This window comes from Rathayibacter caricis DSM 15933 (assembly GCF_003044275.1).
In the GTDB taxonomy this organism is placed as follows: Bacteria; Actinomycetota; Actinomycetes; order Actinomycetales; family Microbacteriaceae; genus Rathayibacter; species Rathayibacter caricis.
This window is the reverse complement of the sequence record NZ_PZPL01000001.1, coordinates 3,061,051-3,084,432: the sequence shown is the minus strand read 5'-3', so window position 1 is coordinate 3,084,432 and position 23,382 is coordinate 3,061,051. Positions and strand designations below refer to the sequence as shown.

The following is a 23,382-nucleotide window of genomic DNA, read 5'->3' as shown; positions in this document are numbered from 1 at the left end:
CTCGGCGGGTCGTCCCTCCGTCGTTCCCCCGGTGGTTCCCGACGGGTGCTCCCCGGTCAGCGGATCGAGGCCGTGTACTCGGCCTCGGCGACGACGCGCACGCCCTCGTCGTGCACCAGCAGCAGCGCGCGCAGGGGGATCGCCCGCCGGTGGCACGCCGCGGCGAGGTAGCGGGCGAGCACCCGGTCGGTCTCGCCGAGGAAGGCCCGGCCGGGACGCTCGAGCGCGAAGGCGAGGGAGCCGACCTCGTGGTGGGCGACGGCCTTGGCGAGCGTCGCGACGATCCGCTCGGTGCGCTCCTCGTCGGGATGCACGGGCAGCCCGTCGACGGGGTAGAGGATCGGCAGCTGGAATCCGGCCCGGTCGAGCAGGATCGGCCAGAGCGCGCGCCGGTAGGCCGGGCCGATGAGGGAGGTGACGCGATCGCGCAGATCGCGGTCGTCGAGCAGCGGCGCGTCCAGGTGCGGGAGCGGACCGGCGGAGTGGGTGGTCGTCATGGGATCGCTTTCTCGTGGAGCGTGCGATCGCGGGAGCGGTCGTCGCCGGGTGGCCGTGGTCATCGGAAGTTGCGGGAGGTCGTGCGGGCGCCGACCGAGAGGGGTTCGAAGCGGTCGGCGAGGAGGTTGGTGACGCCCTCCTCGGAGCGCTCGAGGATGCCCCGCACGAGGAGGGCGGGCGCCTCGCGGGCGATCCGCCGGTAGCGGTTCCATACTCCGACGGAGCAGATCACGTTGAGGATCCCGTGCTCGTCCTCGAGGTTCATGAAGGTCACTCCGCCGGCTGTGGAGGGACGCTGGCGGTGGATCACCACGCCGGCCACCTCGATCCGGGTGCCGGAGGAGGTGCCCGGCAGGTCGGCCGTGGACCGCGCGCCGCGCGCTCGGAGATCGGCGCGGAGGTGCCGGAGCGGATGGTCGTCGGGGGAGATCCCGGTGGCCCAGAAGTCGAAGACGACGCGCTCCTGCGCCGAGAGCATCGGCAGCAGCGGAGGCTGCACGGCGACGACGGATCCGGGCAGGAACTCCTCGCGGTCGGCGGCGGCGGTGCCCGCCTCCCACAGCGCCTGGCGGCGGTCGAGCCCGAGGGTATCGAAGGCCCCCGCGGCTCCGAGCGCTTCGAGCTGGGTCGCGTTCAGCCCGACCCGTCGCGAGAGGTCGGACATGCTCGCGTAGGCGCCGCCGCGCTCGCGCTCGGCCACGATGTGCTGGGCGAGCGCGTCGCCGATCCCCTTCACCCCCGAGAGCCCGAGGCGGATCACGAAGCCCGCGTCGCGGCGGTGGTCGTCGGTGTGGAAGGGCTCCGTGCGGTCGAAGAGACCGGTCGGCGGTTGGTGGACGGCCAGGCACTCCTCGCTCCCGTAGCCGGCCCCGCCCCGACGCCGGGGAGGCGCGTCCTGTGCGGCCTCGAGGCCGGGGTGGGGCAGCGAGCGGTTGACGTCGGGGGACTCGACGCGCACCCCGTGCCGGCGCGCATCGGCCACGAGGGTGTGCGGGGCGTAGAAGCCCATGGGCTGGGCGCGGAGCAGCGCCGCGGTGAACGCCGCCGGGTAGTGCAGCCGCAGCCAGGCACTCGCGTAGACGAGCAGGGCGAAGCTGATCGCATGGCTCTCGGCGAAGCCGAAGTTGGCGAAGGCCTGGATCCGCGTGTAGATGTCGTCCGCGACCTCGCCCGTGATGCCGTTGCGCGCCATGCCCTGGTAGAGCCGCTCGCGCAGCGTCTCGATCTTCTCCGTCCCCCTCTTGGAGCCCATCGCGCGCCGGAGGAGATCGGCATCCTCGGCGTTGCAGTCGCCGACCGCGACCGCGACCTGCATCAGCTGCTCCTGGAACAGCGGGACGCCCAGGGTCCGCTTGAGCGGGGTGACGAGCAGGGGGTGCTGGTAGGTGACCGGCTCCTCGCCGAGCTTGCGGCGGATGTAGGGGTGCACCGCGCCTCCCTGGATGGGGCCCGGCCGGATCAGCGCGACCTCGATCACCAGGTCGTAGAAGCGGCGCGGCTGCAGGCGCGGCAGGGTGCCCATCTGGGCGCGGCTCTCGACCTGGAACACGCCGATGGAGTCGGCCCGGCAGAGCTGGTCGTAAACGCCCTTCTCCTCTCGGGGGATCGTGGAGAGGTCCCACTGCTCGCCGACGTGCTCGGCGACGAGGTCGAAGGTGTACTGCAGGGCGGCGAGCATCCCGAGCCCGAGCAGGTCGAACTTCACCAGGCCCATCCAGGCGCAGTCGTCCTTGTCCCACTGCAGGACGGTCCGCTTCTCCATCCGTGCCGGCTCGATCGGGCAGACCTCGCCGACGGGGCGGTCGGTGAGGACCATGCCGCCGGAGTGGATGCCGAGGTGCCGGGGTGCGCCGAGGACGCGGGTGGCGAGGGCCACGACGTCGTCGGGGATGTCGTGGTCGGTGCTCTCGGTGATGGCCCCCCACGCCTCGACCTGCTTCGACCAGCCGTCCTGCTGCCCGGGGCTGTAGCCGAGGGCCTTCGCCATGTCCCGGACCGCGAACTTGGGCCGGTAGGTGATCACGTTGGCCACCTGCGCGGCGTTCAGGCGCCCGTACTTCTCGTAGACGTGCTGGATGACCTCCTCGCGCCGCTCCGAGTCGAAGTCGACGTCGATGTCGGGCTCCTCGTCGCGGATGCTCGAGAGGAACCGCTCGAACGGGAGGTCGTAGAAGATCGAGTCGACCGCGGTGATGCCCAGGACGTAGCAGACCGCCGAGTTGGCGGCGGATCCCCGGCCCTGGCAGAGGATCCCCTGCCCCTTCGCGAAGTGCACGATGTCGTGCACGATCAGGAAGTAGCCGGGGAAGTCCTTCGCCTCGATGACCGCGAGCTCCTTCTCGAGCCGCTCGAGCACGTCGGAGTCGGCTCCCGGGTACTTCTGCGGGACGGCCCGGTGCACGAGCTCGCGGAGCCAGCTCATGGGGGTGTGCCCCTCCGGGACGTCCTGGCGGGGGAGACGGGGGCGGACCTTCCCGAGTTCGAAGGCGATCTCGTCCGCGACGCGGACGGTGTTCTCGACGGAGCCGGGGTAGCGCGCGAACCTCTCGGCCATCTCGGCGCCGGAGCGCAGGTGGGCGCCCGCCGCCGCGGGGAGCCAGCCGTCCATCTCCTCGAGGCTGCGCCGGGCGCGGACGGCGGACAGCGCGGTCTGCAGGGGACGGTCCTCGGGTCGGGCGTAGTGCACGTTCCCGGTGGCCACCACCCGCAGCCGCAGCCGCTCGGCGATGACCGCCAGGGCGTCGTTGTGCAGGGAGGCGAGCGGATCGCCGTGGTCGTAGAGCTCGACGAGCACGTTCGCCGCCCCGAAGAGGCGCACGAGCTCGCGCACCTCGGCCTCGGCCGCCGCCTCGCCCTCGGCGACCAGCGCCTGGCGCACCGCGCCCTTGCGGCAGCCGGTGAGCACGATCCAGTGCCCGTCCGCCGCGCGGGCGAGCTCCTCGAGGTCGTAGCTCGGTTTGCCCTTCTCGGCTCCCGCGAGCTGGGCGGTGGTCAGGGCGCGGGCCAGTCGGTGGTAGCCCTCCTCGCGGCGGGCGAGGACGAGCAGGTGCGAGCCCTCGGGATCGGCGATGCCGTTCTGCGGGGTGCGGAGCCCGAGCGAGAGCTCGGCCCCGAAGGCGGTCCGGACGGGGTGGCCCTGCGCCGCCTCGGCCATCCTGACGATCCCGTAGAGGCCGTCGTGGTCGGTCAGCGCGAGGGTGTCGATGCCCAGGCGCACCGCCTCCTCGACCATCTGCTCGGGGCGGTTGGCGCCGTCGAGGAAGCTGAAGTTGGAGTGCGCGTGCAGCTCGGCGTAGGGCACCTTCAGGTCGGGGGAGCGCACGTCGTCGCCCGCGGAGTAGGCCGGCCGCTTGTGCGACCAGGCCGGGCTGTCCCCTCCGTCGCCCCGGACCACCGTGCCGTCGGCCCGGCGGCCGGTGGAAAGGCGCCGTTCGAACTCCGACCAGGGGATCGGCGGGTTGTTCCAGCCCATGCGGGGCTCCTTCGTGATCGTGATCGTGGTGCGGGAGGGAGGTGCGGGAGGGAGGCGCGGAGGTCAGTCGTACCGGGCCTCGGCGGCCCACTCCCCGTCGCGGCAGACCAGGAGCCAGGCGGTCCCGGCCGCGTCGACCACCTGGAAGCGGTCGTAGCGGGTGGCGGTCCGCGCGTCCCACCAGCGCTCGTCGACGGGCCACGGTCCCGCCCAGCCGGCCACCGGTTCGAGCCGGGCCTGCGAGGTGCCGGGAGTGAAGTAGGCGGGGACCGAGACGAGGGACCCGCGGTCGTCCACCGACACGGGCTCCCCGCGCGGACCCCGCACGAGTGCCGCCACCGGCTCGGTGAACACCGTGGGCGGGTGGGGCGGCGGGAGCGATCCCGGCCACGGCAGTCCTTTGGGCCGGGCATCGCCCGGCTCGCGGTCGCCCCAGGGGACGAGGTGATGCCGATCGCGGAGCGCCCGGCCGCCGCCGATCGACGCCGTCACGACCGCTTCGTGCCCGAGCATGCTCTGCACGCGGCTGAGACCGTGGTGGACCCGTTCCTCGGGGGCGGTGCCCCAGAGGCCCTGCTCGTGGTTCCCGATCGCGTCCACCGCCTCCGGCTCCACGGCGATGCGCGCGATCGGGGAGCCCAGGCCCGTGTCGATCGCCCCGCTGCCCTGCAGCTGCCAGCGCACGCGGTCGAGCACGTCGCCCGGGGTGAACCAGCGCGGATGCAGCCAGCTGCGCGAGGAGAGCTCGCCCCGGTCGCTGGTGACGTCGATGCGGATCGCGGTGGCCACCAGCTGCGCCCGGGTGAGCCCCGCGACGAACTCCTCCGCGGGGATCCGGAAGGCGAAGGCGGCCTGGTCGATGCGGTCGAGCGGGGGCTCGAACTCGAGCGACCGGTCGAGCCGCTCGGGAGGCAGGCGCGGCACGACCGCCTCGGTCTCGGCCCCGCGGGCCAGGAGATGGGACCGGGCCCCGTCCGGTCCGAACCGGGCGGCGACGTCCTCGGCCGGCAGCGCGGCGAAGGCGCCCAGCGTCCGCACGCCCAGCCGGCGCAGGAGGGTCACCAGGTCCTCGCCGCGGACCGGCTTCGAGCGCGTCGCGGCGGCTCCGACCGCCTCGGTGCCGAGCGCCTCGAGGGGGAGCGGCGCGAGGAACGCCGCGGTCGTCCCCGCGGGCACGATCGCGACGTCCTCGGCCGAGTGCTTGGCGGCGAGCTCGGAGGCGAAGAGCCCGTCGGCGATGCCGATGCGGGCCCGGTCGACCCCGAGCTCGGCCAGTCGCCGCAGCACCGCCTCTGCCGCCGACCGCTCGCTCCCGTAGTAGCGGCGGGGGCCTCTGGCGCGGATCGCGCAGAGACCCGGCCGGATCAGCTGCACACCCGGGGTGATCTCCTCCAGCGCCTGCACGAGCGGCTCGAACGCCCGGTGGTCGAGCACCGGGTCGTAGGGCAGCACGGTGAGCCCGGTGCAGCGCGACTGCGCCTCGCGGATCCGCATGCCCCGTCGCACCCCCTCGGCGCGCGCGGTCGGGGAGCAGGCGAAGACGCGGCTCTTCTCGGTGAGCGCCAGCGGCGCCTCCGCGGGCAGGCCGGCGTCGCCCGCCGCGGCGAGCAGCGGCCAGTCCGGGCACCACACGAGGATCGTGCGGCGCAGCTCGGGTGCGGTCGCCACCTCACACCGCCCGTTCGCGCAGGCGCGAGTGCTCGTGGTGCACTCCGAAGGCCTGGTCGGCGCCGGGCATGCTCATCCGCACGGTCCGCACGCGGGTCCCCGCGCGACCGACGACGTCGACGAGGGCCTCGCGGGAGCGCAGATAGCCGTGACCGGCCCCCAGCCCCTCCCAGCGGCTGCTGCGGATGCTGAGCCGCGCCTCGGCCTGCGGCCACTCGCCGAGCACGACGAGTGCCGCTCCGCGCTGGCGGAGCCGGGCGCCGAGCCGGGAGACGTCGGCCGAGGAGACGGAGGCGGGCGGCCGGGTCAGCACGACGGTGAGAACGTCGACGAGCGCGGCGGTGACGGTGAGCCAGTGCTCCGCCGGAGCGGGCACGAGCACCAGCCGCTCGAGGTCGATCCCGATGCCGGCCGCCGCCTCGGCGCCGAACTCGGGCACGCCGACGACCCCGCACCACGCCCCCTCGGAGGACGGGCCCGCGAGCAGCCCCATCGCGAGGCTCAGGGACCCCTCGACCGAGTAGGCGGCGCCCTGCTTCAGCGCGCCTCCCGGCAGCACCGAGGTGAACGCCGGCAGCGTCGCCAGGCTCTTCGTCTCGAGCGTGGTGGCCTGCATGTCGCGGATCCGCGACTGCAGCTCCTTCACCGACGCGAGCTGGCGCAGCAGCGGCTCCGCAGCCTCGGCCGTCCCCTCGGAGAGGGTGGGGGAGGAGGCTGTCATCTGCCCATATTCGAACATGTGTTCGAGTATGTCAATCGCCACCGACATCCCCGATGCGGTCCTCGGAGACTACGCCGCAGCACCGTCATCGCAGCCATGGGGAGGAGTCTCCACCCCTCCCGAGCGGCTACTCCGCCGTGCCGATCCGCAGTCCGTGACCGAAGCGGAACAGCGGATCCACGGTGTCGAACGGCACATCGGGCCGCCGCGCCGCGGCCGCCGCCATCGAGCGCGGCAGGTCCATCGGCAGCCTCCCCCGGGGAGCCGATCCGCCGACCAGCACGTCCAGCACCGCCTCGTCCGACGCCCCGAACTCGGCGAGCAGCGCCGCGGTCGATCCCACGAACCGAGTCAGGACGGCCGGCCGGTCCAGGAACACGACCACGATCGTCGGCACCCGCCCCGCGACGTCCAGCACGTGCGCGACCACCTCGTCCGGGAACTCCAGCGACCCCGCGTGGAAGAAGCCCTCGAACGCCGTCGTCCGCTGCTCGAAGGGCGCCTGCAGGCGGATCACGGCGAGTTCCGCCTCCCCCGGCGACTCCACCACCTCGCCGTACCCGGCGGCCGCCTCGGGGGAGACCCCCTCGACGTACAGCCGCGCGCCGCGCCGCACCGGCAGGACGTCGTCGTGCGCGAGCACCGTGACGGCCGCGCGCTGGGCGTCCTCGCCCGCGGCGCGGAACTCCGTCGACCCGACCACCTCCTCCGCCCGGAGCGGGTCGACCGAGCGCGCGTCGAACAGCCCCAGCACGAACTTCTCCCGCAGCAGCCGCCGCACCGAGACGTCCAGGCGCTCCTCCTCGACCACCCCGTCGCGCACCAGCTGGACGAGCACCTCCGGGATCGCCTCGCCGCCGAACTGGTCGACGCCCGCGTCGAGCGCCTTCGCCATCCGCTCCGGCACGGTGAGGTGCTCGACGCCCCAGGCGCGGGCCGGGTGCCGGTCGCCGAGGATGTCGGCGTCCGTGAGCAGCCCCCAGTCGGTGCACACGACGCCGTCGAACCCGAACCGCTCCCGCAGCAGCCCCGTGATCACCGAGCGGTTGAAGCCGAAGCCGACCTCCTCGTGCTCCGTGCCGACCGGCATCCCGTAATAGGGCATGATCTGGCTCGTCCCGGCCTCGAAGGCCTTCTCGAACGGCCGCAGGTGGTACTCGGCGTTGCCGCCCGGGAAGTGCTTGGTCATCGTCGCGACGGACTCCGGGCCGAGCGCGGCGCCCTGGAACCCGCGGATGTAGGCCGCGCCCAGTCGCCCCGTGAGGTCGGCGTCCTCGCCGAACGTGCCGACCTGCCGTGCCCAGCGCGACTCCGTCGCCAGGTCGATCTGCGGATGCAGCGCCACCCGCAGCCCGACCGCGAGGTACTCCCGCCGCGCGATGTCGCCGAAGCGCTCGACGAGGGCCTCGTCCCCGATCGCTCCCAGTCCGAGCGGCTCCGGCCACTGCGAGAACGCCGCGGCGGACGATCCCGTGCCGGGGTTGTCGGTGAAGGAGTGGCGCGGATCGGTGGACAGGGTCACGGGAATGCCGAGGCGGGTCGAGGCGGCGAGCTCCTGCAGCCGGTTGTGCCACTCCGCGATCTCGCGCGCAGACGCCTGCGCCCCGCCCAGGAGGTTGAAGTGGGTCATCCTCCGCTCGAGCACCATCTCGGAGGTGGAGGGGAGTCCGAAGCCGCCGTCCGCTCCGGCGAGCGCCCCGCCCTCGCCCAGCACGATCATCGTCTGGAAGAGCAGGCCCGCCTTCTCCTCGAGGGTCATCTGCCCGAGCAGGATCCGCACCCGCTCCTCGACGGGCCGGAGCGGATCGAGGTAGCGGCGGTCCACGGGCGAGCCGGTGGGCGAGGAGGTCGACGACGCTGTCATGGGAGGTCCTTCCGAGGGGGAGCCCTCGTCGGCTCCACCGGGCACGCTACCCGATTACCGACCACCGCTCGGTAATCGGGGAGGGAGTGCTCAGCTCTACCATGGGGGCCATGCCCGACGCACTGCCCGACTCCGCCGCCGCTCCCTCCTCCGACGAGGCGGTCGCACCGCGCAGGCGCACCCTCGTGGTCAAGATGGGCTCGAGCTCCGTCACCAAGCAGTCCGGACCCGACCCCGTGCTCCTGGCCAGTGCCCTCGAGAGCGCCTTCACGGCCCGCGGTCTCGGCTGGGACGTGGTCCTCGTCTCCTCCGGCGCCGTCTCCTCCGGCCGCGCCCTCTTCGCCCGCTCGCAGGACGAGCCGATCAGCTCGAGGCTCGCCGCCGCGGTGGGCCAGACCGTGCTCATGGGCTTCTACCGCTCGGTCGCCGAGCTGTCCGGGTCGCTCGTCGCCCAGATCCTGATCGGCGAGTCCGACCTGGCCTCCCCTCGGCAGATGTCGCACGTGGCCGAGGCGATCCGCCACGCGCTCGACGCCGGAGTGGTGCCGATCGTCAACGGCAACGACACCATCGACTCGGCGGGCTCCGACAACGACGGGGTCGCCGGCGGCCTCGCGATGCTCCTGGGCGCCGATCTCCTCCTGCTGCTCACCGACGTGCCCGGCGTCTTCGCCGGCAGCATCGCCGAGGGCGTGCACCTCGACGAGCTCGGCATCGCCGAGCTGCGCGGCATCGGCGTGCAGAAGGGCGGCACCGGACGCGGAGGGATCCGCTCGAAGCTCAAGGCGGCCGAGCTCGCCGCGCACAACGGCGTCTCGACGAGGATCGCCGGCGCGCGGACCCCCGAGGTCATCCTGCGCGCCCTCGAGAGCCCCGGCCCCGGCACGCTCGTCCGCGCGGTGCACGCGCACCCCGCAGTGGAGCAGCGCTGGATCTCGGGCGTCGCCACGGCGCGCGGGCGGGTCGAGATCAACCTCGAGGCCGAGCGGAGCGTCCACTCCGGGTCGAGCCTCTTCGCCTCCGGGATCAAGCGGGTGTCGGGGGACTTCACGGGCGGCGACGTCATCGAGGTGCGCGCCCTGAGCGGCGAGCTCCTGGCCCGCGGAGTGACGCGCGTCTCCTCCCGCCTGCTCACGCTCGTGCGGGCCCTGCGCGTCGACGAGATCGCCCGCGTGTTCGTGGCCGTCCTGGCGCACGCCGCGGCGAGCGGAGCGGACGCCCGGCCGGCCGACGGCGAGCGCCCCCAGCTCGCCCGCGCCCTCGAGTACGCCCGCGCGCTGTCGTTCGAGCACGCCCGGGCGGTCGCGATGGAGATCGTCGGACTGTTCCCCGCCGAGAGCATCTCGGCCCTGCTGGGCCAGGGCGCCGAGGAGGGGGAGCTCGTCGAGCGCTACACCCGCCTCGTCCGCACCCTCGCGATCGTCGAGAACCAGCACCTGTCGGTCTTCCGCGACTGATCCGGAGGCGACGCTTCGCGCCACGCCCGACCTTGATTCCGCGCCACCGCGTCATGGAAGGGCCTCTCCCGTGTCTCCCTGGTGACGGCGCCGATTCCGGGCGCCCCGAAGGATCGGACCACCATGAGCGCGACCACCTCGCCCTTCCCCACCGCCCCCGACGAGCGGATCACCGCCGAGGGCTTCCAATCCGACCGTCTCGCACGGCGCCTCGAGCTGCTCGAGCAGTCGATCGCCGACGGCGAGCGCGCCCTCCGCGGATCGACCGACCCGGTCTCGGGGCGCGTCGTGCCGCCGGCCCGGGGCGGCTACCGCGAGCAGATCCTCAGCAACCTCTCGGTCGAGCGCGCCCTCGCCGACACGATCCGGAGGTCGCTCGAGTCGCGCGGGTGACGCGGCAGCACGCCGGAGGGCGGCGGAGGGGCGCGGCGGAGGCGGATGGGGCACCATGAGGGCATGGTCACCCTCACCGTCGCCGGCACCGCGCAGCACTTCCACCCCGCCGAGCGGGGGACCGTCCGCCTCGAGATCCGCCGCGAGTCGCGGTCCCGCTCGGCGGTGCTCGCCGAGGTCTCGTCACTGCACGCCACCGTGCGCGATCAGGCCCGCGCCGAGCAGCAGTCCGGAGCGGCCACGTGGTGGTCGGCCGACCAGGTGTCGGTCTCGACCGTCCGCCGATTCCTCAAGGACTCGGACGTGGCCGAGGTCTTCCACATCGCCGCGGCGAGCGTGCGGGTCAAGTACCGGGATTTCGACGCACTCGGCCGATGGGTGTCGTCGGTGTCCGGACTGCCGGGCGTCGTGGTCTCGGGAGTCGACTGGGATCTGACCGCCGCCCGACGGGCGAGCGTGGAGCGCGAGGTCCGCGTGGCGGCCGTCCGCGACGCGCAGGAGCGCGCCGCCGCGTACGCCTCCGCCCTCGGGCTCGGCCAGCCCCGCGTGCTCACCCTGTTCGAGCCCGGTCTGCGGCCGCACACCTCGGGCGGAGGAGGCGGCTACGGCACGATGAGCCGCGCCGCCGCCTTCGCCTCCCACGAGGAGCCGCTCGCCCTGAAGCCCGAGGACATCGAGATCGCCGCGTCGATCTCGGCCGACTTCGACGCGCTCTGAGATCCGGCCCGGGAATACCGAGCCGTCCGCGGGTGCTGAAGCAGGCATGGTCTCGCGCATCGGCTTCCTCTCCTTCGGCCACTACCAGTCGGTGCCGGGGTCGATGACCCACACCGCAGGCGATGTGCTCCTCCAGACCATCGAGCTCGCCGAGGCCGCGGAGGAGATCGGGCTCGACGGCGCCTACGTGCGCGTGCACCACTTCGCGACGCAGCTCGCCTCGCCCTTCCCGCTGCTGGCAGCGATCGCCGCTCGCACCCGCCGCATCGAGATCGGCACGGGCGTGATCGACATGCGCTACGAGAACCCCCTCTACATGGCCGAGGAGGCGGCGGCGACCGACCTCATCTCGGGCGGCAGGCTCGAGCTCGGCGTGAGCCGGGGATCGCCCGAGACCGCTCTGCGCGGCTCCGAGGCGTTCGGCTTCGTGCCCCCGGAAGGAATGACCGACGCCGACCTCGCCCGGCACAAGGTGCAGCTCTTCCGCGAGGCGCTCTCCGGTGCTCCCGTGGCGCAGTCCGACCCGGCGATGACGCGTCAGTCGCTCCCGCTCCCGATCGAACCGCGCTCGCCCGGACTCGAGGACCGCATCTGGTGGGGCGCCGGCAGCTTCGCCACGGCGCGCTGGGCCGCCGAGCAGGGCATGAACCTGCAGTCCTCGACCCTCCTGCTCGAGGAGGAGGGCATCCCCTTCGACGAGCTCCAGGCCCGGCAGATCCGCGAGTACCGCTCGGCCTGGGCCGAGGCCGGCTGGCAGCGGGAGCCGCGCGTCTCGGTCTCGCGCAGCGTCCTCCCGATCACGAGCGAGCTCGACCGCCTCTACTTCGGCGGCCGCGGGGGAGCGGACCAGGTCGCGTCCCTCGAGGGCGTGCCGGCGCGCTTCGGCCGCAGCTACACCGGTGAGCCCGACCTCATCGCCTCGGAGCTCGCCGCCGACGCCGCCGTGCAGGAGGCGGACACCCTCCTGCTCACCGTGCCGAACCAGTTGGGCGTCGAGTACAACGCGCGGCTCCTGCAGACCGTCGCCGAGTCGATCGCGCCCGCCCTGGGCTGGACGTCCGCGCGCGCGGCCGCCGTCTGAGCCCGGTGCCGGGGGAGCGCGCCGCCGCGACCGTCGTCGTCGCGGCAGGGGCGGTCGGAGCCGTGGTCGCCGCGGTCGGGGTGCTGCTCGCCCGCCGTGTCGTGCTCGGCGGTCGGCCGAGGTTCGTGCGTCTCCGTTCGGCGTCGGCCGAGTCCGTCGTCCTCGACGCCGACGACGCGACGACCCGTCCCGGGTCCTTCGGGATCTGGTCCCCGTCGCGCGACGGGCACGTGCGCGTCGGCGCCGTCCTCGGCACCCGCGACTCGGGACGCCTGGTCGAGCGCGAAGTCCTCGGCTCCTGGGGCGCCGCGATCAGCCCGGGTCCCGTCCGGTGGACCGGTCACGTGTTCGCCGCGCCGCAGCAGCTCGGGGTCGAGGTCGGCTCCGTCGACCTCGTCGTCCCCGGAGGAACGGCCCCCGCCTGGGTCTTCCCGGGCGCGGGTCCCGAGGCTGATGTGTGGACCGTGCACATCCACGGCATCCGCACCACGCGCATCACGTCGCTGCGCTCCGTCCCCGTCGCTCGGCAGCTCGGCTTCACCTCGATCGTCCCCTCCTTCCGCGGCGACGGCGACGGCCCCGGCACTCCGCGGGGCGCGTCGATGCTCGGACAGGCCGAGTGGGCCGACGTGGAGGCTGCCCTGGATCACGCCGTCGCGCAGGGCGCCCGGTCGATCGTCCTCGTCGGCTGGTCGCTCGGCGCGCAGATCGCGCTCCTGCTCCACGAGCGTTCGGCGCATCGCGCCCTCATCGCCGGCCTCGTCCTCGTCTGCCCCGCGACCACCTGGCGCGGAGCCATCCGTCACGGTGCGGCTCGCGCCGGTCTTCCCAGCGGGGCGGGGCGGCTCGCGGAGTGGGCCCTCGGCGATCCGGTCCTCAGCAGGATCGTCGGGCTCCCCGCTCCGATCGACCTCGACGCCCTCGACTGGGGCGCCGGTCCGCTGGTGTCCGTGCCGACCCTCGTCGTGCACTCCGTCGGCGATCCGGAGGTCCCCTTCGCGCTGACGGAGCGCTTCGCCGCGGCGAACGCGCGGTTCGTCGAGGTGGCCGCGTTCCCCGACACGGTGCACGGAGGGGAGTACAACCTGGACCCGGAGCGGTTCGACCGCGTGATCCGCGAGTGGGCTGCCCGCACGATACCCCCGGCGTGATTCGAGCCCGCCCGCCGGCCCGATCCCGACAAAGCCGAGCGTCCGAACCGAGCGGAGCACCTCCGGAAACACGAGAACCCCCGCTCCTCCGAAGAGGAACAGGGGTTCCGATGCGTCGTTCTCGATCTGTGTCCGAGGGGGGACTTGAACCCCCACGCCCTATACGGGCACTAGCACCTCAAGCTAGCGCGTCTGCCATTTCCGCCACCCGGACGAGTGTTGTTTCCGGCCTGCGTTTCCGCGGCCGAAGAAGACATTAGCACGGTTTCGGAGCGGTCCATGACCGCGGCCCGCCGGTAGCGTGGGGGCATGACCAGCGCCTCCTCCTCCTCCGTTCCCGACCAGGAGCTCGACGAGACCGCGCTGATCGCGCGCGACCTCATCCGCTTCGACACGAGCAACTACGGCGAGGGCAGGGCGGAGCCCGAGCGGGAGGCCGCCGAGTACGTCGCGTCGTACCTGCGCGACCTCGGCCTCGAGCCGGAACTCGTCGACTCCGACCCGGGCCGCACGAGCGTCGTCGCCCGGGTCGCGGGGGAGGACCGCGAGCGCGGCGCCCTCGTCGTGCACGGGCACCTCGACGTGGTCCCGGCGATCGCCGAGGACTGGAGCGTGGACCCCTTCGGCGGAGTCATCAAGGACGGCATGCTCTGGGGCCGCGGCGCCGTCGACATGAAGAACATGGACGCGATGATCCTGGCGTCGCTCGGCGACGTCCTCCGCTCCGGCCGTCGACCCTCCCGTGATCTCGTCGTCGCGTTCTTCGCCGACGAGGAGGCGGGCGGCGTGCGCGGCTCCGGGCACCTCGTGAAGACCCGTCCCGAGCTGTTCGACGGGGCGACCGAGGCGATCAGCGAGGTCGGCGGCTACTCCATCGACCTCGACGGCACGCGCGCCTACCTCGTGCAGACCGGCGAGAAGGCGCTGCTCTGGTTGAAGCTCCGCGCTCGCGGCACCGCCGGCCACGGGTCGCAGATCAACCGCGAGAACGCGGTCACGCGCCTCGCCGAGGCGATCGCGCGCATCGGCAGCGAGGAGTGGCCCACCCGCCTCACCGACACCACGCGCGAGCTCCTCGGCGAGGTCGCCCGCATCCTCGGCCGCGACCCCCAGCGCAGCACTCCGGAGGAGCTCGCCATCGCCACGGGCACCGCCTCGCGCTTCATCGCGGCCACGCTGCGCACCACAGCGAACCCCTCGATGCTCTCCGCCGGCTACAAGGCCAACGTCATCCCCGAGTTCGCCGAGGCCGTCGTCGACGTCCGCGTGCTCCCCGGCGAGGAGGACGCGGTGCTCGAGCGCATCCGCGAGCTCGCCGGCGAGCACATCGAGATCGAGGTCCAGCACCGCGACATCGGCCTCGAGGTCCCGTTCGCAGGCCCCCTGGTCGACAGCATGGCGGCGTCGCTCCGGCGGTTCGACCCCGAGGTCGAGGTGCTGCCCTACCTGCTCTCCGGAGGGACCGACAACAAGGCCCTCTCGACCCTCGGCATCACGGGCTACGGCTTCGCGCCGCTGCAGCTGCCGGGGTCCCTCGACTTCCCCGCGCTGTTCCACGGGGTCGATGAGCGGGTTCCGCTCGACGCACTAGTGTTTGGCAGGAAGGTCCTGACCGATCTGCTCCTGCGATCCTGAGGCCGGCCTTCCGACCGCCACCGACCGCCTGCTGGCCGACGACGCCCCAGCCCTCCTCGAAAGTGACGCATGGGCCTGCTCGAAGCGCTGATCCTGGGACTCGTCCAGGGTCTGACCGAATTCCTCCCCATCTCCTCCAGCGCCCACCTCCGCATCGTCAGCGAGCTGCTGCCGGGCCTGGGCGGCCGCGACACGGGTGCGGCGTTCACCGCGATCACGCAGCTGGGCACCGAGACCGCGGTGATCATCTACTTCTGGCGCGACATCGTGAAGATCGTCGGCAACTGGTGCCGGTCGCTCGTGGGCCGCGTGCCCCGCTCCGACCCGAACGCCCGGATGGGCTGGCTGATCATCATCGGCAGCCTTCCGATCATCGTCCTCGGCCTGATCTTCCAGGACGCTATCGAGACGACGCTCCGCTCGCTCTGGGTGGTCGCCACGACGCTCATCCTCTTCGGCATCCTGCTCGGCATCGCCGACCATGTCGGAGCGAAGAAGCGCCGTCTGCGCGATCTGAACGGCCGCGACGGACTCATCTACGGCGGCGCGCAGGCGCTGGCCCTCATCCCGGGCGTCTCGCGCTCGGGCGGCACCATCACCGCCGGTCTCTTCATGGGCTACGAGCGCGCCGCGGCGGCCCGCTACTCGTTCCTCCTGGCCATCCCCGCCGTGTTCGGCAGCGGGCTCTACCAGCTCTACAAGAGCCTCACCGATCCCGAGGTCCTGCCGAACCAGATCCAGGTCGGCGGAGTCGAGACGCTCGTGGCGACGGTGGTCGCGTTCGTCGTCGGCTTCGTCGTGATCGCGTTCTTCATGGGCTACATCTCGCGCCGCAGCTTCCTCCCGTTCGTGATCTACCGGATCCTGCTCGGCGGTGTCCTGATGGTCGCGCTCAGCACCGGGCTCATCGCCGCCTAGATGCGCGCCTGGACCTCCCCGGACCTCCCCGCTCTGCCGGGAGCCGGACCCGTGCCCCGGATCCACGACACCTCGACCGGCGGGCTCGTCGAGCTCGCGGCTCCGGAGGGGACCGCCCGCCTCTACGTCTGCGGCATCACGCCGTACGACGCCACCCATCTCGGTCACGCGTCGACCTATCTCGCTTTCGACACCGTGCAGCGGCTCTGGCGCGACGCGGGTCTCGAGGTCGACTACGCGCAGAACATCACCGACGTCGACGACCCGCTGCTCGAGCGCGCGACGGCGACCGGCGTCGACTGGCGGGACCTCGCCGAGGAGCAGGTGGAGCTGTTCCGCGGGGACATGGCCGCGCTGCGCATCCTGCCGCCGGCGCACTACATCGGCGTCACCGAGAGCGTCGAGCCGATCGCCGACGCGGTCGCCCGTCTCGAGCGCGACGGAGTGGCCTACCGCGTCCCCGCGCCCGACGCTGAGACCGAGGGCGCCGCGGACCTCTACTACGACGTCGCCGCGGCGGAGAGCGCCGTCTGGCACCTCGGCAGCGAGAGCCGACTCGACTCCGCCGCCATGGCCGAGCTGTTCGCACTCCGCGGCGGCGATCCGGAGCGGGCCGGCAAGCGGCACCCGCTCGACCCGCTGCTCTGGCGCGCCGAGCGCCCGGGGGAGCCCGCCTGGGACTCCGCCGTCGGTCGAGGCCGCCCCGGCTGGCACATCGAGTGCTCGGTCATCGCGCTCGATCGGCTCGGCCCCGACTTCACGCTGCAGGGCGGCGGGAGCGACCTCGTCTTCCCGCACCACGAGTTCAGCGCCGGTCACGCCGCCTCGCTGTCCGGCCGTCCGCTCGCCCGCGCCTACGCGCACGCCGGCATGGTCGGCTACGAGGGCGAGAAGATGAGCAAGTCGCTCGGCAACCTCGTCCTGGTGTCGCGACTGCGCGCCCAGGGAGCGGATCCGCGGGCGATCCGCCTCGCGCTCCTCGCGCACCACTACCGCTCCGACTGGGAGTGGCTGCCGGAGGATCTGCCCGCCGCCGTCGAGCGCCTCGGCCGCTGGGAGGCGTCGCTCGCGGCGACCGGCACCGCCTCGGCTCTCGAGGTGCTCGAGCGGCTCCGTGTCGTCCTCCGCGAGGACATGGACACTCCGGGCGCGATCGCACTGGTGGACGCCGTCGCGACGACCGGGGTCGACGACCCCGCGCTGCTGCGCGACACCGTCGACGCCCTGCTCGGGATCCGCCTGGGCTGATCCTCGGCAGGAGCCGCGGCGACGCGCGGCTCAGCAGGTCACGCCCGCCACGGCTCCTCGCCCGAGCGGCCGTCGCCACGGCGACGGAGGTAGCGCTCGAACTCCTGCGCGATGGCCTCGCCGCTCGCCTCGGGCGAGTCGACCGTGTCGCGCGCCTGCTCGAGCTGGGCGATGTAGGCGGCCATCTCCTCGTCGTCGGCCGCGAGCGCGTCGATCCCGCGCTCCCACTCCTCGGCCTCCTCGACGAGGTCGCCGCGGGGGATGCCCAGGCCGACGACCTCCTCGAGCTTCTCGAGCAGCGCCAGCATCGCCTTGGGCGAGGGCGCGTTGTGCACGTAGTGGGGGACCGAGGCCCAGATCGAGACGGCGGGGATCCCGACCTTCTGCGCCGCGTCGCCGATCACGCTGAGGATGCCGACGGGGCCCTCGTAGCTCGAGCGCTCGAGCTCGAGCTCGGAGCGCAGCTCGGCGTTCTCGCTCGAGGCGAAGATCGAGATCGGCCGGGTGTGCGGGACGTCGGCGAGCATCGCGCCGAGGAACACGACGGCCGAGATGTCGATGGCGAGCATCGCGTCGACGACCTCCGCGGCGAAGCTCTTCCAGCTGCGCGACGGCTCGGTGCCGATCATCACGTAGAGCGCGCTCTCGGCGTGGACGGAGGTGTCGGCCGGTCCGAAGATCTGGGTGCCGGGCCACGCGAGCGTGCGCCGGCCGTCCTCGCCGATCGAGAGCATCGGACGGGTGTACTGGAAGTCGTAGTACTGCTCGGCGTCGACCGCGAACAGGGGCACGTAGTCGCCGTCGTCCTTGACGAGGCGGACCGCCCCGCTCGCGGCGTCCCCTGCGTCGTTCCAGCCTTCGAAGGCCACGACGAGGACGTTTCCCTTGATCACGTTCATAGGCACGATCTCCGCGTTCGGCTCGAGGTCCGGGCCTGCGCGGTCCGCGGGCACCCGTTGCACAAGGATAGGACCCGCCCCGCCCGCGCCCGCGCGACGCCGGTGCTTTCCGCTGTCCGCGTACGGACGGCTCCTGCAGGGCTGCCGGTACGATGGTCGCTCGTGACTTCCGACTCCTCCGCCGCGCGCCCGACCCTCGACGCCCCGGCCGCGGTCCTCTGGGACATGGACGGCACGCTCGTCGACACCGAGCCTTACTGGATGGCCTCCGAGCACGCGCTCGTCGCGTCCTACGGCGGTGTCTGGACCCACGAGGACGCGATGAGCCTCGTCGGATCGGGGCTGCCGGCCTCCGCCCGCATCCTGCAGGGCAAGGGCGTCGACCTCAGCGTCGAGCAGATCATCGACCGGATGACCGACGAGGTCGTCGCGCAGCTGGCCGTCGAGATCCCCTGGCGGCCCGGGGCGCTCGAGCTCCTCGCCGCGGTGCGAGACGCGGGCGTGCCCCAGGCCCTGGTGACGATGTCCATCGGACGGATGGCGCACGCCGTCGTCGACCGCCTGCCCTTCCCGGCGTTCGACGCCGTCGTCAGCGGCGACATGGTGGAGCGGAGCAAGCCCGACCCCGAGGCGTACCTGCTCGCCGCGCGGACCCTCGGCGTGCCCGTCGGCGCGTGCGTGGCGATCGAGGACTCGCACGCGGGCCTCGCCGCCGCAGTCGCCTCCGGCGCCGCCGCGATCGGCGTGCCCCACCAGCTCGAGCTCGACTCCGACGCCCCCTACTCCCTCTGGCCCACCCTCGCGGGCCGCACCCTCGCGGACCTCGCGCTGGTGTCCTCCGAGCACCGCGGCGACCGACCGCTCACGACCGAGACGGAGGCCCTCCGATGACCGGTGAGGCACTGCAGCATTCCGGACCCTTCCGCGCGGGCGACCGCGTCCAGCTGACCGGGCCGAAGGGGCGGATGAACACCATCACGCTCATCCCGGGCAAGGTCTTCCACACGCACCGCGGAGGGATCGAGCACGACACGATCATCGGCCTGCCCGACGGCTCCGTGGTCGTCAACACCGTCGGAGTGGAGCACCTGGCCCTCCGACCGCTCCTGGCCGACTTCGTGATGTCGATGCCGCGCGGAGCGGCGATCGTCTACCCCAAGGACGCCGCCCAGATCCTCGCGCTCGCGGACGTGTTCCCCGGCGCGCGCGTCGTCGAGGCGGGCGTGGGCTCCGGCGCCCTCTCGCTGTGGCTCCTGCGCGCGGTCGGCCCGACCGGCCGACTGGCGTCCTTCGAGCGCCGCGACGAGTTCGCCGACGTCGCCCGCGCCAACGTCGAGACGTTCCTCGGGTACACGCCCGACAACTGGAGCGTCACGGTCGGCGACCTCGTCGACGAGCTGCCCGGAGCCGTGCCCTCCGGCGAGGCCGACCGCGTCGTCCTCGACATGCTCGCGCCGTGGGAGTGCCTCGACGTCGCCGCCGAGGCCCTCACCCCCGGCGGAGTGCTGCTCTGCTACGTCGCGACCGTGACGCAGCTCTCGCGGACGGCCGAGGCGATCCGCGCGTCCGGCCTGTTCACCAACCCGTCCTCCAACGAGACGATGGTGCGCGGCTGGCACGTGGAGGGCCTGGCCGTGCGCCCGGACCACCGCATGATCGGGCACACCGGCTTCCTGATCACCGCGCGCCGGCTCGCTCCGGACACCGTGCTCCCCGAGCTCAAGCGCCGCCCGTCCAAGACCGACTTCAGCGACGAGGACGTCGAGGCCTGGACACCCGGCGCACTCGGCGAGCGGGCGGTCAGCCCCAAGAGCCTCCGCAAGCGGGTCCGCGAATCGGCGACCAGCGCCGAGCTGTCGCGGGCGCGCGGCTTCGGCGCCGAGGAGCCCTCGGACGGCTCCGAGGGCGACGAGGGCATCGTCTAAGCTGATTCCGGCCTCCGGGCCGCCGTCCCGATGGCCCCGCACCCGGGCCCCCGCTCCACCCGTCGAATAGAGGACCCGTGCGCCGCACCACCGCGCTCATCGCCAGCATCGGCATCGTCGCCGCTCTCGCGGGATGCTCCGCGTCCTCGCCGACGGCCGACTGCGACGCCCCCTTCTCCTCCGGCGACTCGTCGTCGGCGGTCGAGGCGAGCGGCGACTTCGGCTCGCAGCCCGACGTGACGGTGCCGAGCCCGCTGAAGGTCTCGACCTCGCAGGTCAGCACCCTGATCGAGGGCTCGGGCGACCCGCTCGAGAAGGGCCAGCTGGTCACGATCGACTACACGCTCGTCAACGGCGCCGACGGCAGCGTGCTCGAGGCCTCCCCGTACGACGGCGAGAGCACCGCGCGCTTCGCCGTGGGCGGCTCCGGCCTGGTGGGCCTGAACGACGGCCTGCTCTGCACGCAGGTCGGCTCTCGCGTCGCGATCGCGATCGCCCCGGAGGACGGCTTCGGCGAGTCCTCGGCCCAGCTCGGCATCTCGCCCGAGGACACCCTCGTCCTGGTCGCCGACGTGCAGAGCGCCTCGCTCGCCCGCGCGAACGGCGAGCAGCAGCCCGCTCCCAGCGGCTTCCCGACCGTGACTCTCGACGAGAACGGTCAGCCGGGGCTGGCGAAGCCCTCGGGCGACGCTCCGACCGAGCTCGAGATCGCGCAGCTGAAGAAGGGTGACGGCGAGGTCGTCGAGGAGGGCGACCAGGTCGTCGTCGCCTACACCGGCTGGCTCTGGAGCACGGGCGAGACCTTCGACTCCAGCTGGGAGAAGGGCGCGCCGGTCGTCTTCACCGCGGCCGACGGCTCCACGACCCAGGGCGGAGTGATCCCCGGCTTCGCCGAGGCCCTCATCGACCAGCCCGTCGGCTCGCAGGTCATCGCGATCATCCCGCCCGACCAGGGCTACGGCGACACCGAACAGGGAGCCATCCCCGCCGGATCTACGCTGATCTTCGTCGCGGACATCCTCGGCACCGTCTGAGTCCCCGGCGCCGCCCGGGCCGCGCCCTAGACTGGAAGGCGTGCCCGCCGACGCTTCTCCCTCGAGCCGCATCCCGGCCGAGGAGCGTCTGTTCAACCTCGTGCTTGCCCTCGTCGCCGCCGAGAACGGACTGACCAAGGCGGACGTCCTCTCGACCGTGCAGGGCTACCGCCAGCGGTCCGACCGCGGCGATCGCGCCTCGCTCGAGCGGCAGTTCGAGCGCGACAAGGACGATCTGCGCGAGCTCGGCATCCCGATCGAGACGGTCGACGCCCCGGGGGACCCGGGCAACACGCAGACCGTGCGCTACCGCATCGCGAAGCGCAGCTACGATCTCCCCGCCGACATCTCCTTCGATCCGGAGGAGGTCGCCCTGCTCCGCCTCGCCGGCGCGGTGTGGCGGGAGGGCACTCTCTCGGCCGAGTCCCGCCGGGCGCTGATCAAGCTCCGCTCGATCGGCGTGGAGTCGGTCGACCCCGTGATCGGGATCAGCCCGTCCATCCGGGTCCGCGAAGCCTCCTTCGAGCCGCTGAGCACCGCGCTCGACCGCGGTCAGGTCGTCCGCTTCCCCTACCTCAAGCCCGGCGCCGCCGAGCCGCGTGTCCGCGTCGTCCGGCCGCGGGCCCTCGTCAACCACCAGGGCCGCTGGCATCTGCACGCCTGGGACGAGGGTGCGGAGGGGACGCGCACCTTCCTCCTCTCCCGCATCGTCGGGCCGGTCGCGTCGACGGGCCGCACGTTCGCTCCGGAGGAGGGGGACCACGCGGTCGCGGCGCTCGCCCAGCTCGACGACGTGCTGCGCCGCAACACCGCTCTCCTGCGGGTGGCGCCCGACTCCGACGCGGCGCTGCGCCTCGGCCGCCGTGCCGAGACGGCGGGGGAGGGCGAGCACCTGCTCCGCCTCCACTTCACGGACGCCGACATCCTGGCCGACGAGCTCGCGGGCTACGGCCCCGAGGTCGTCGTCCTCGAGCCGCTCGAGTTGCGCGACGCGGTGGTCCGCCGCCTGCGCCGCTCCCTGTCCGACCACCGCCTGCAGTCCGACCCCGGAGGGAGTCACGATGGCTAGGCCCCGCACGCTCCAGGCCCGCGACCGCCTCGCGGTCCTGCTCTCCCTCGTCCCGTACCTGCTCGACCGCGGCCGGGTCAGCGTCGGCGAGGTCGCCGAGCACTTCGACATCGCCCCGGAGGAGGTGCGGCGCGCCGTCCGCCTCATCGCCGTGTCGGGCATCCCGGGAGAGACGGCCCAGTACCAGGCGAACGACCTGTTCGACATCAGCTGGGACGACTTCGAGGAGAACGACCACGTCGTCCTGACCCAGCAGGTCGCCATCGACGACTCGCCCCGCTTCTCGGCGCGGGAGGCGGCCGCGCTGATCGCCGGCATGCAGTACCTCGCCGCCCTGCCCGAGAACCAGGGCAACGACCGCATCGCCGCCCTGATGGGCAAGCTGTCGCGCGGAGCCTCCTCGGCGCCGAGCGCGGTGGCCGTCGCGCGCGGCACCGGGGCCGATGCCGGGCTCGAGGTGATCCGGACCGCTCTGGCCTCGGGGACCCAGCTCGCCTTCGACTACCGCAACGCCCGCGGCGAGACGGAGTCGCGACTGGTCGACCCCTTCCTCCTCGAGTCCGTCGACCGCGACTGGTACCTCCGCGGCTGGTGCCACCTCCGCGAGGGCGTCCGCACGTTCCGCGTCGATCGGATGCGCGGTCTCGCCGACACCGGATCGCCGATCGTTCGGCGCCGCAACGAGGTCACGCTGCCGGATCGCCTCTTCGAGGCGTCCGACTCCGATCTGCTCGTCGATCTCCGCGTCGCGCCGAGCTCCGTCCCGCTCCTCGGCGACTACGCCGTGGACGCCGAGTTCCCGCCGGTTCCCGCCGATGAGGCGGAGCAGGGAGTGCTCGTCCGGATCCGCGTCGCGCACCTGGAGGGCCTCACCCGCCTGGTCGCCTCCCTGCCCGGCCTCGTGACCGTCGTCGCTCCGCCCGCCGCTCGCGACGCCGTGGCCCAGTGGACTCTCGCCGCTCTGCGGGCCAACGGGGAGGAGGAGTCGTGACCTGGTGGTCGTGGATCCTGATCTGGGCGGTGCTCGCGATCGCCGCGCTGGCGGTGCTCGCGCTCTTCCTGGTGTCGTACTGGCGCAAGGGTCGCGCTCTGCTCGGGCAGCTCGACGAGCTCACCGCGAAGCTCGACGCGATCCAGCCCGAGGGCGGCGATCCGGTCGTCGCCCGGCCCCCGTCGTCGCTCTTCGCCGATCGCGACGCGGTGCGACGGGCCCACGAGTCGCGTCGCGACTCCCGCCGTGACAGGACCGAGGATCGCCGGTCGGCGCGAGTCGAACGGGGTAAGCTCCTGGTACACCGCAACCGACAAGCAAAGTGAGTCTGCAATGTTCGCTGGCCTCCAGGGGTGGCACCTCCTCATCATCCTCGCCGTGATCCTCCTGCTCTTCGGTGCGCCCAAGCTCCCGCAGCTCGCGCGCAGCGTCGGCCAGTCGATGCGCATCTTCAAGAGCGAGGTCAAGACCATGAAGGAGGAGGACGGCTCCGAGCGCTCCACCGAGGGTCCCGCGTCGTCCACCGGTACCACCACCGGCTCGACCACCGGCACCGGCACGACCACGCCGCCCGAGTCACCGCTCAAGTAATGACGTCCGTGGCAGCGAAGAAGCCACGGACGAAGCGATCGGGGAAGGAT

21 protein-coding genes and 1 tRNA gene are annotated in these 23,382 nt (G+C 73.0%); 15 read left to right on the top strand and 7 right to left on the bottom strand.

The window, feature by feature from the left end; translation table 11 throughout:
• Positions 1-56: 56 nt before the first annotated feature.
• The 5 genes from C1I63_RS14365 to C1I63_RS14345 form a co-directional block, all read right to left on the bottom strand.
• Entirely contained in the window at positions 57-497 is a 441-nt protein-coding gene (locus tag C1I63_RS14365; protein WP_055792067.1) for a hypothetical protein, read from the bottom strand.
• 59 nt (positions 498-556) lie between these two features.
• Entirely contained in the window at positions 557-3,970 is a 3,414-nt protein-coding gene (locus C1I63_RS14360) for an error-prone DNA polymerase (protein WP_107575219.1), read from the bottom strand.
• A 63-nt stretch (positions 3,971-4,033) separates the two neighbouring features.
• Complete coding sequence (locus C1I63_RS14355; RefSeq protein WP_211315628.1) at positions 4,034-5,638, bottom strand: DNA polymerase Y family protein; 1,605 nt, start codon at positions 5,636-5,638, stop codon at positions 4,034-4,036.
• Position 5,639: 1 nt separating this feature from the next.
• Positions 5,640-6,359, bottom strand: a complete 720-nt coding sequence (locus tag C1I63_RS14350; protein ID WP_107575218.1) for a hypothetical protein — start codon at positions 6,357-6,359, stop codon at positions 5,640-5,642.
• A 127-nt stretch (positions 6,360-6,486) separates the two neighbouring features.
• Positions 6,487-8,223 carry a glycoside hydrolase family 3 protein gene (locus C1I63_RS14345; RefSeq protein ID WP_107575217.1) on the bottom strand — a complete coding sequence of 579 codons (1,737 nt, stop codon included), beginning with the start codon at positions 8,221-8,223 and terminating at the stop codon, positions 6,487-6,489.
• Between the two features lie 110 nt (positions 8,224-8,333).
• Here C1I63_RS14345 and proB point away from each other — a divergent pair, with 110 nt between their 5' ends.
• The 5 genes from proB (at position 8,334) to C1I63_RS14320 (ending at position 13,022) form a co-directional block, all read left to right on the top strand.
• Complete coding sequence (gene proB, locus C1I63_RS14340) at positions 8,334-9,680, top strand: glutamate 5-kinase (protein WP_170116393.1); 1,347 nt, start codon at positions 8,334-8,336, stop codon at positions 9,678-9,680.
• A gap of 123 nt (positions 9,681-9,803) precedes the next feature.
• Complete coding sequence (locus tag C1I63_RS14335; protein ID WP_107575215.1) at positions 9,804-10,073, top strand: hypothetical protein; 270 nt, start codon at positions 9,804-9,806, stop codon at positions 10,071-10,073.
• A 63-nt stretch (positions 10,074-10,136) separates the two neighbouring features.
• Positions 10,137-10,790 carry an SIMPL domain-containing protein gene (locus tag C1I63_RS14330; RefSeq protein WP_170116392.1) on the top strand — a complete coding sequence of 218 codons (654 nt, stop codon included), beginning with the start codon at positions 10,137-10,139 and terminating at the stop codon, positions 10,788-10,790.
• A gap of 46 nt (positions 10,791-10,836) precedes the next feature.
• Entirely contained in the window at positions 10,837-11,871 is a 1,035-nt protein-coding gene (locus C1I63_RS14325; protein ID WP_107575213.1) for an LLM class flavin-dependent oxidoreductase, read from the top strand.
• 5 nt (positions 11,872-11,876) lie between these two features.
• A complete protein-coding gene (locus C1I63_RS14320; protein WP_107575212.1) occupies positions 11,877-13,022 on the top strand; it encodes an alpha/beta hydrolase family protein in 1,146 nt (381 codons plus the stop codon).
• Between the two features lie 129 nt (positions 13,023-13,151).
• Here the strand turns inward: C1I63_RS14320 and C1I63_RS14315 are convergent.
• Positions 13,152-13,236, bottom strand: a tRNA-Leu gene (locus tag C1I63_RS14315).
• Positions 13,237-13,331: 95 nt separating this feature from the next.
• Between C1I63_RS14315 and C1I63_RS14310 the strand changes: the two genes are divergently transcribed.
• From C1I63_RS14310 to mshC, 3 genes are all read left to right on the top strand, one after another.
• A complete protein-coding gene (locus tag C1I63_RS14310; protein WP_107575211.1) occupies positions 13,332-14,657 on the top strand; it encodes a M20/M25/M40 family metallo-hydrolase in 1,326 nt (441 codons plus the stop codon).
• Positions 14,658-14,726: 69 nt separating this feature from the next.
• The gene (locus C1I63_RS14305; protein ID WP_055792095.1) at positions 14,727-15,575 is read left to right on the top strand and encodes an undecaprenyl-diphosphate phosphatase; all 849 of its coding nucleotides are present in this window, start codon (positions 14,727-14,729) and stop codon (positions 15,573-15,575) included.
• The gene (mshC, locus tag C1I63_RS14300; RefSeq protein ID WP_107575210.1) at positions 15,576-16,823 is read left to right on the top strand and encodes a cysteine--1-D-myo-inosityl 2-amino-2-deoxy-alpha-D-glucopyranoside ligase; all 1,248 of its coding nucleotides are present in this window, start codon (positions 15,576-15,578) and stop codon (positions 16,821-16,823) included.
• A gap of 38 nt (positions 16,824-16,861) precedes the next feature.
• On the opposite strand, the gene C1I63_RS14295 is transcribed toward mshC, so the two are convergent.
• Positions 16,862-17,722: a proteasome assembly chaperone family protein gene (locus C1I63_RS14295; protein WP_055792100.1), complete on the bottom strand. Its 861-nt coding sequence runs from the start codon at positions 17,720-17,722 to the stop codon at positions 16,862-16,864.
• Positions 17,723-17,884: 162 nt separating this feature from the next.
• Here C1I63_RS14295 and C1I63_RS14290 point away from each other — a divergent pair, with 162 nt between their 5' ends.
• The 7 genes from C1I63_RS14290 to tatA all read left to right on the top strand — a co-directional run bounded on the left by C1I63_RS14290 (position 17,885) and on the right by tatA (position 23,332).
• Positions 17,885-18,613, top strand: a complete 729-nt coding sequence (locus C1I63_RS14290) for an HAD family hydrolase (protein ID WP_268788515.1) — start codon at positions 17,885-17,887, stop codon at positions 18,611-18,613.
• Positions 18,610-19,647, top strand: coding sequence for a tRNA (adenine-N1)-methyltransferase (locus C1I63_RS14285; RefSeq protein WP_107575209.1), 1,038 nt, complete (start codon positions 18,610-18,612; stop codon positions 19,645-19,647). The genes C1I63_RS14290 and C1I63_RS14285 overlap by 4 nt, the downstream gene beginning before the upstream one ends.
• A gap of 77 nt (positions 19,648-19,724) precedes the next feature.
• Positions 19,725-20,681, top strand: a complete 957-nt coding sequence (locus C1I63_RS14280; protein ID WP_107575208.1) for an FKBP-type peptidyl-prolyl cis-trans isomerase — start codon at positions 19,725-19,727, stop codon at positions 20,679-20,681.
• Positions 20,682-20,721: 40 nt separating this feature from the next.
• Positions 20,722-21,750: a helix-turn-helix transcriptional regulator gene (locus C1I63_RS14275; RefSeq protein WP_107575207.1), complete on the top strand. Its 1,029-nt coding sequence runs from the start codon at positions 20,722-20,724 to the stop codon at positions 21,748-21,750.
• Positions 21,743-22,741, top strand: coding sequence for a helix-turn-helix transcriptional regulator (locus C1I63_RS14270; RefSeq protein WP_107575206.1), 999 nt, complete (start codon positions 21,743-21,745; stop codon positions 22,739-22,741). The genes C1I63_RS14275 and C1I63_RS14270 overlap by 8 nt, the downstream gene beginning before the upstream one ends.
• On the top strand, positions 22,738-23,067 hold the full coding sequence (locus C1I63_RS14265; protein WP_107575205.1) for a hypothetical protein: 330 nt from the start codon (positions 22,738-22,740) through the stop codon (positions 23,065-23,067). Before C1I63_RS14270 ends, C1I63_RS14265 begins: the two co-directional genes overlap by 4 nt.
• Positions 23,068-23,074: 7 nt before the next feature.
• Complete coding sequence (tatA, locus tag C1I63_RS14260; protein WP_055792117.1) at positions 23,075-23,332, top strand: Sec-independent protein translocase subunit TatA; 258 nt, start codon at positions 23,075-23,077, stop codon at positions 23,330-23,332.
• Positions 23,333-23,382 lie beyond the last annotated feature (50 nt).